This is a genomic window from Sphingobium estronivorans (genome assembly GCF_008692605.1).
GTDB lineage: Bacteria > Pseudomonadota > Alphaproteobacteria > Sphingomonadales > Sphingomonadaceae > Sphingobium > Sphingobium estronivorans.
In genome coordinates, this window is record NZ_LFCT01000005.1 from 148,807 (window position 1) to 155,312 (window position 6,506).

At 63.8% G+C, this 6,506-nt stretch carries 6 protein-coding genes and 1 pseudogene; 3 read left to right on the forward strand and 4 right to left on the reverse strand.

The genetic code is table 11. The features are described 5' to 3' along the window. Positions 1-12 precede the first annotated feature (12 nt). Entirely contained in the window at positions 13-1,170 is a 1,158-nt protein-coding gene (locus tag F7P65_RS05940; protein WP_150290830.1) for a zinc-binding metallopeptidase family protein, read from the reverse strand. Between the two features lie 148 nt (positions 1,171-1,318). Here F7P65_RS05940 and F7P65_RS05945 point away from each other — a divergent pair, with 148 nt between their 5' ends. Continuing rightward, positions 1,319-2,383, forward strand: coding sequence for a fatty acid desaturase family protein (locus tag F7P65_RS05945; protein ID WP_150290831.1), 1,065 nt, complete (start codon positions 1,319-1,321; stop codon positions 2,381-2,383). 17 nt (positions 2,384-2,400) lie between these two features. Here the strand turns inward: F7P65_RS05945 and lptG are convergent, their stop codons facing one another. Continuing rightward, a complete protein-coding gene (lptG, locus tag F7P65_RS05950) occupies positions 2,401-3,504 on the reverse strand; it encodes an LPS export ABC transporter permease LptG (protein WP_150290832.1) in 1,104 nt (367 codons plus the stop codon). Positions 3,505-3,507: 3 nt separating this feature from the next. After that, positions 3,508-4,719, reverse strand: a complete 1,212-nt coding sequence (lptF, locus tag F7P65_RS05955; RefSeq protein WP_150290833.1) for an LPS export ABC transporter permease LptF — start codon at positions 4,717-4,719, stop codon at positions 3,508-3,510. Positions 4,720-4,850: 131 nt separating this feature from the next. Between lptF and F7P65_RS05960 the strand changes: the two genes are divergently transcribed. Further along, positions 4,851-5,345 (forward strand): DUF2141 domain-containing protein, encoded by a 495-nt coding sequence (locus F7P65_RS05960; RefSeq protein ID WP_150290834.1) that lies wholly within the window; start codon positions 4,851-4,853, stop codon positions 5,343-5,345. A 6-nt stretch (positions 5,346-5,351) separates the two neighbouring features. Continuing rightward, positions 5,352-6,320 (forward strand): diacylglycerol/lipid kinase family protein, encoded by a 969-nt coding sequence (locus tag F7P65_RS05965; protein WP_150290835.1) that lies wholly within the window; start codon positions 5,352-5,354, stop codon positions 6,318-6,320. Between the two features lie 24 nt (positions 6,321-6,344). Here F7P65_RS05965 and F7P65_RS22310 read toward each other — a convergent pair. Next, positions 6,345-6,506, reverse strand: a pseudogene (locus F7P65_RS22310) (SAM-dependent methyltransferase); the annotation flags it as partial.

Below are 6,506 nucleotides of genomic sequence, written 5' to 3' on the forward strand. Positions count from 1 at the left end.
CGGGAGGGTGGGTCAGAGATCCTTCTCGTACACCTGATAAATCTTGTTCACCTTGCTTTCGATGGCGTCGGCAATAGCGTTCATGCCCTGATTGTCGTCCAGCACCCAGCCGATCTCGCCGCGCGTCGCGCCATAATGGGCCGTCGCGTTGCGGCGGATATATTCGATCATCATGAAGGCAAGCTGGCTTGCCATGCGCGAGGATTGCAGCCGCTGCACCACGCCCATCAGCGGCACGCGCATGGTCCGCACCTGGGGCTTGCGCAGCCACCAGAGCAGCTTCGCCCAGCCGAAGGGGAAGAGCGAGCCGTTGAGCGGCGCGATCGCCTCGTTCAAATCCGGCAGCGTCATCATGAAGGCGACGGGCTCGCCCTCCAGCTCTGCGATCATGATGAGGTCGTTGAACACGATCGGCTTCAACTGCTTGCCGAAATGCGCGACCTCCTCGTCGGTGATCGGCACGAAGCCCCAATTATTGCCCCAGGCGTCGTTCAATATGTCCAGGATGATTGCCGCCTCGCTGTCGAATTTCGATTTGTCGACCTTGCGGATGCGGATGCGCGCATTTTTCTCGCCCGACTGGACGATGCGCTGGATCAGCGGCGGGAACTGCTGGGCGATATCCAGTTCATAGGTTTTGAGCTGCTTGACCGGCCGATAGCCCGCGCCCTCGACCATGGCGCGATATTCCGGCTTGGCATGGCCCATCATCACCGTCGGCTTATGGTCGAAACCCGCGATCAGCAGGCCCGGCTCTTCCCAGATGGACAGCGAAATCGGCCCGAGCGAGCGGGTCATGCCCTTGGCCCGCAGCCAGCCTTCCGCCGCCGCGATCAACGCCGCGCCGACTTCGGCATCTTCCGCCTCGAACAGGCCGAAATTGCCGGTGCCCGGCCCCATGCCCTGCTCGGCGGGCTGGCTCAGCGCCAGATGATCGAGATGCGCGGACACGCGCCCCACGACCTTGCCGCCCCGGCGGGCGAGGAAATATTGCGCCTCGGCATGGCCGAAAAAGGGATTCTTGCCCGGCGTGATGAGGCTGTACACCTCATCCTTCAACGGCGGCACCCAGTTGGGATCGTTGGCGTAAAGCCGCCAGGGCAGGTCGACAAACGCCTTGCGATCCGCCTTGGACATGACGGGGGTGATCACCAGTTCGGTATTGGCCACGGCGGAGCTTTCGCTGGAGAGGTTTGGGCAGAGCAGTTCGGCGCTTGTCGGACGAATGTCAATCGGGACATGGACGGATCGTCCAACATGGCGAAATCGTCATGTTGCTGCCCCAATTGCAGCGCATTTACCCTTTAGGAACCACGGCATGACTGTGCACGATCCCCATATGGCAGCCGTTTCGCGAACGAAGAGCGCGATCCCCGACGATGCGGCGATGCTGCGCGCCGCGGCGGATTTGACGCGCGAGCTGTCGACGGCCCAGGCCTCCATCTACTGGCCCGACCTGCTGGTGTCGGCCCTTGTCGGCTATGCGGCGCTGGCCGGAGCGATCCTGACCCAGGGCGCGCCGATGGTGGCGTTCGGACTGGTGGCGATGCTGGCGCTCTACCGCGCGGCGAGCTTCATCCATGAACTGACCCATATCCGCAAGGGCGCGTTGCCGGGCTTCCGCTTCGGCTGGAACCTGATCGTCGGCATTCCGCTGATGATTCCGTCCTTCATGTATGAGGATGTGCATACCCAGCATCATGCGCGCACCCGTTACGGCACCGCCAACGATCCGGAATATCTGCCGCTGGCGTTGATGAAGCCGTGGTCGCTGCCGCTGTTCATCCTGGTGGCGGCGCTGGCGCCGGTCGGCCTGATCCTGCGCTTCGGCGTGCTGACGCCGCTCAGCCTGCTTTTCCCGCCGCTGCGGCGGAAGGTCGTGGCGGAATTTTCCGCCTTGTCGATCAACCCTGCCTATCGCCGCCGCGCGCCGGAGGGGGCGTTTGCCCGGGCATGGGCATGGCAGGAGGCGGGTGCCTGCATTTTCGCGCTGGCGCTGGTCGGCAGTGTGTTCGTCCTCGGCTGGAAGCCGCTGCTGACCTACATGGCCGTGCATTCGGCCATGACCGTCATCAACCAGTTGCGCACCCTTGTCGCGCATCTTTGGGAGAATGAGGGCGATGCGATGACCGTGACCGCGCAATATCTCGATTCGGTCAATGTGCCGCCGCCGTCGCCCTTTGCCGAGATCTGGGCGCCGGTGGGGCTGCGCTACCATGCGCTGCATCATCTGCTGCCCAGCGTCCCCTATCATGCATTGGGAGAGGCGCATAAGCGGCTGGCGACGACGCTGGCGGCGGATTCGCCCTATCATCGGGGCAATTACCCCGGCATGTGGCCGCTGGTCGGCAAGATCGCGCGCAGCACGATGGTGCGCCGCTAAAAAAAGGCCGGGAATTCCTATTCCTCGGTCCGGAACAGCAGCGTCTCGCCGACCAGCAGGAACAGCAGGAACGGCGCCCAGGCGGCGAGGAAGGGGGGGTAAGCCCCCAGATTCCCCATGGCGAGCGAGAAATTGTCCGCCACGAAATAGGCGAAGCCCAGCGCCATCCCCAGCACCGCCCGCACGAAAAGCTGGCCCGACCGCGCGAGGCCAAAGGCCGCGACCGAACCCAATATCGGCATCAGCAGGGCGGACAGCGGCCCCGACAGCTTGTGCCACAGGGTCCCTTCCAGTTCCGCCGTGGGCCGCCCGGCATCGTGCAGGTCGCTGATCGCGGCCTGCAACTGGCCGAAGGTCAGGGCGTCGGGATCGACCTTCGCCAAGGTGAACTGATCGGGCCGGATGTCGTGCCCGAAGCGCACCGTGCCGATCTGCCGCTCCGTGCCCCGCGCCACGTCGAACTGCCGCGCATCCTCCAGCACCCAGCTTTTGCTGGCGGCGTCATAATGCCCCCGGGGCGCCTGCACGATGGTGGTCAGCGTGTTGTTGATGCGGTTGAAGATTTCGACCCGGCGCAACTGGACCGCCGTGCCCCGTCCGGCGACGATGGCGGCCGTCACCAGATTATTGCCGTCGCGCACCCAGGGACTGGCCTTGATCCCGGTTTCCGGGGGCAGGGGGCCGTATTCCACGGCCTGCCAAGCCGAAAGCCGGGCGGTCGAACGCGCCACGATCCGCTCGTTGAAGGCGAAGCTGATGATCGCCACGCCCATCGCCGCCGCCAGCAGGGGCGCCAATATCTGATGCGCGGACAGTCCCGCCGCCTTCATTGAGATGATTTCGCTGTTCTGGTTAAGGCTGGCGAGCATGATGAGCGTGCCGAGCAGCACCGAGAAGGGCAGGAACCGGGCGACGATCTGCGGCGCGCGCAACGCCACATAGTGCCAGAGCTGCGCGTCGCCATTGCCGGCATAGGCCAGGATATCGCCCGATTCGCCCAGCAGGTCGAGCGTCTGGAGCACCGCGACCAGCATCGCCAGCACCGCGAAGGTGCGGGTCAGGAACAGCCGTGCCATGTACCAGCTGATCTGGCGCGACGGGAAGAAATTGAGCTGATGCATGGGTCAGGCGGCTCCTTCCGCCAGATTGCGCTGCCGTCGGACGACGCCCAGCAGCCGGGGCATCTGCTTGGCGATCTTGGCAAAGGCATATTCGAGCGCGGCGATCGGCTGGCCGCCGGGACGGTGCGCGATCACATGATACATCCACAGGATCAGCCCCGCGAACAACAGGAACGGTCCCCATAGCGCGATGATCGGATCGATCTTGCCCAGCGATCCGACACCCTGCCCATATTCGTTGACCTTGTGATAGGTGACGATGAACACGATGGACAGGAACACCCCCAGCGCCGAGGTGGATCGCTTCGGCGGGATCGCGAAAGCCAGGGCCGCAAGCGGCAGCAGCAGCATCATCGCCACTTCGACCATGCGGAAATGGAAATTGGCGCGGATCTCGTTGCGCAGCTTGTCAGGGGTTCCGGGATCGTGGCCGATCACCACCAGTTCGGGAATGGTCTTTTCCCGGTCCACGTCGCGCCCCCGGAACTTTTCGATCTGCGGCAGGTCGATCGGCAGGTCGTGACTGGAAAAGGACAGGATTCGCGGCGACTTATATTTGGGTGCGTCGTTGACCAGCACGCCGTCGCGCAGGCGGAAGATGATGGTGTCGGGATCGTCGGTGGCCAGGAAACTGCCCTGCGCCGCAGTCACCGCCACGGTCTGGCCGTCCTTGCCGATGGCGCGGACGAAAATCCCCTGCAGGTTGCGGCCTTCGTCCAGGCTGCGTTCGATCCGCAGGGTCATCCGCTTGCCCAATGTGGTGAATTCGCCCACCTTGATCGAGGCGCCCAGCGCGCCCGACCGCAGTTCGAAGCGCAGCGCTTCATAGGCATGGCGGGACAGCGGCTGGACGAAGCCGACAATGCCGAAATTGAGCAGCGCCAACGCGATGGCGTACATATAGGGCACGCGCAGCAACCGACCGTAGGACAGGCCGACCGCCCGCATCACGTCCAGCTCGGACGACAGGGCGAGCTTTCGGAAGGCCAGCAAAATTCCCAGCATCAGGCCGATGGGAATGCCCAGCGACAGATATTCGGGCATCATATTGGCCAGCATCCGCCACACGACGCTGACCGGCCCGCCCTCCGCCGCGACGAAGTCGAACAGGCTGAGCATCTTGTCGAGCACCAGCAGCATGGCGGAGATCACCAGCGTCCCCAGCATGGGCAAGGCGATCAGGCGAGCGAGATATCTGTCGGTGGCTGTCAGCATTTCTCTATGTGGTCGTCCCATCACCATGATTTGGCCGCAAACCCTGCCCATATCGAAAGACAGGTAAGTTACGGGGCGAACAGGGGCTCGCCGTCCAGTGTCAACGGGCGGCTATAGCTTCACGGAGTGTGATGGTCATGTTCAAAGTTGCATTGGGCCTGATGTCGGTGGGGGCCCTGTTCGCCGCCGCCCCGGCTATCGCCCACGGCATGGAAATCGGTAACGATCTGGAACGCTGCGCGGCCAATGCGAAGGGGTCGGCGGTTCTGGTCGATGTGCGCGGCTTCGCGGCCGCGACCGGCACGGTACGCGTGCAATCCTATCCCGCGACTAGGGCGGCCTGGCTGGCCAAGGGTGAATGGCTCAACCGCATCGACGTGCCGGTGAAGGCCGTGGGCGGCGCGATGCGCTTCTGCATGCCGGTGCCGCAGCCCGGCAAATATGGCATTGCCGTCCGCCACGACCGCGACGGCAATGGCAAGACCGATATTTCCCGTGACGGCGGCGGCTTTTCCAACAATCCGTCGATCAGCATCTTCAACCTGGGCAAGCCGGGGGTCGACAAGGCCGCCTTCTATGCCGGGCCGGGCGTGACGAAAATCACCATCAACCTCAAATATATGTGATCTGCCATGGTTCGCGTCGCCCTTTTGTCCAATCCCAAGTCCACGGGCAACCGGCAGACGCTTCCGCGCGTACGCAGCTATTGCGCCAGTAATCCCGACATCTTCCATTATGAAGTGGAGCATGTCGAACAGATCGGCCGGGCGTTGCAGACCATCGCCCGCGTCGATCCGGTCGTCATCGTCATCAACGGAGGCGACGGGACGGTGCAGGCGGCCCTGACCGAACTTTATCAGGGCGAGCATTTCCAGGGGCGTGTGCCGCCCATCGCAGTGCTGCCCAACGGCAAGACCAACCTGATCGCGCTCGACCTCGGCATCCATGGCGATCCCATCAAGGCGCTGGAAAAGATCGTCCAGATCGCCAAGGCGGGCGTTGACGATCATGTCGTGGCGCGCGAACTGATCGCCCTGTCGGACGGCAGCGCGGAAACGCGACCGGTGCTGGGCATGTTCCTGGGCGGGGCGGGGCTGGCCGACTATATGCTCTATTGCCGCAACCAGATTTATCCGCTGGGTCTTTCCAACGGCATGAGCCATGTCCTGACGGTTATCGCTGTGCTGCTGTCGCTGGTTTTCGGCATTCGTGCCCGATTTCTGCCGCAATCGAGCCATCCGGTGCGCATTTCCCTGATTCGTGACGGGCAATTGGCCGGGCGTTTCGCGGTGCTGATCGTGACGACACTGGAACGATTGCTGCTGGGCGTGCAGCCGGGCGACGGCCAGCGCGGTCATATGAAGCTGATGGCGGTCGACCAGAATCTGCCCGCGCTGCTCCGCCTGTTCTGGGCCAGCGTCACCCGCCGTGTCGGCAAGGCGCAGATGCAGGGCATCCATCTGGAACATGGCGACGTGATCCGCATCGAAGGCGACCACAGCAGCGTCATTCTGGACGGCGAACTGTTCGAGGCATCGGAAGGCAAGCCGATCGTCCTGCGCTCGACCGAGCCGGTGCCGTTCCTGCGACTGGCGGCCTGACCATCCGATAATATAGTCGGGGCGTCAGGGCTTCGGTTTCAGCGCCTCGGCCAGCGACATGGTCGCACTGCCCCGGCGGGCCGGTTGGGCTTGGCTCGGATCGGGTTTCCAGCCGCTCAGGAAGACGATAGCCATCTGCTCGGCGATCCGGCCATCGCCATCGGCACCCGCCGCGAAATGGCGGGG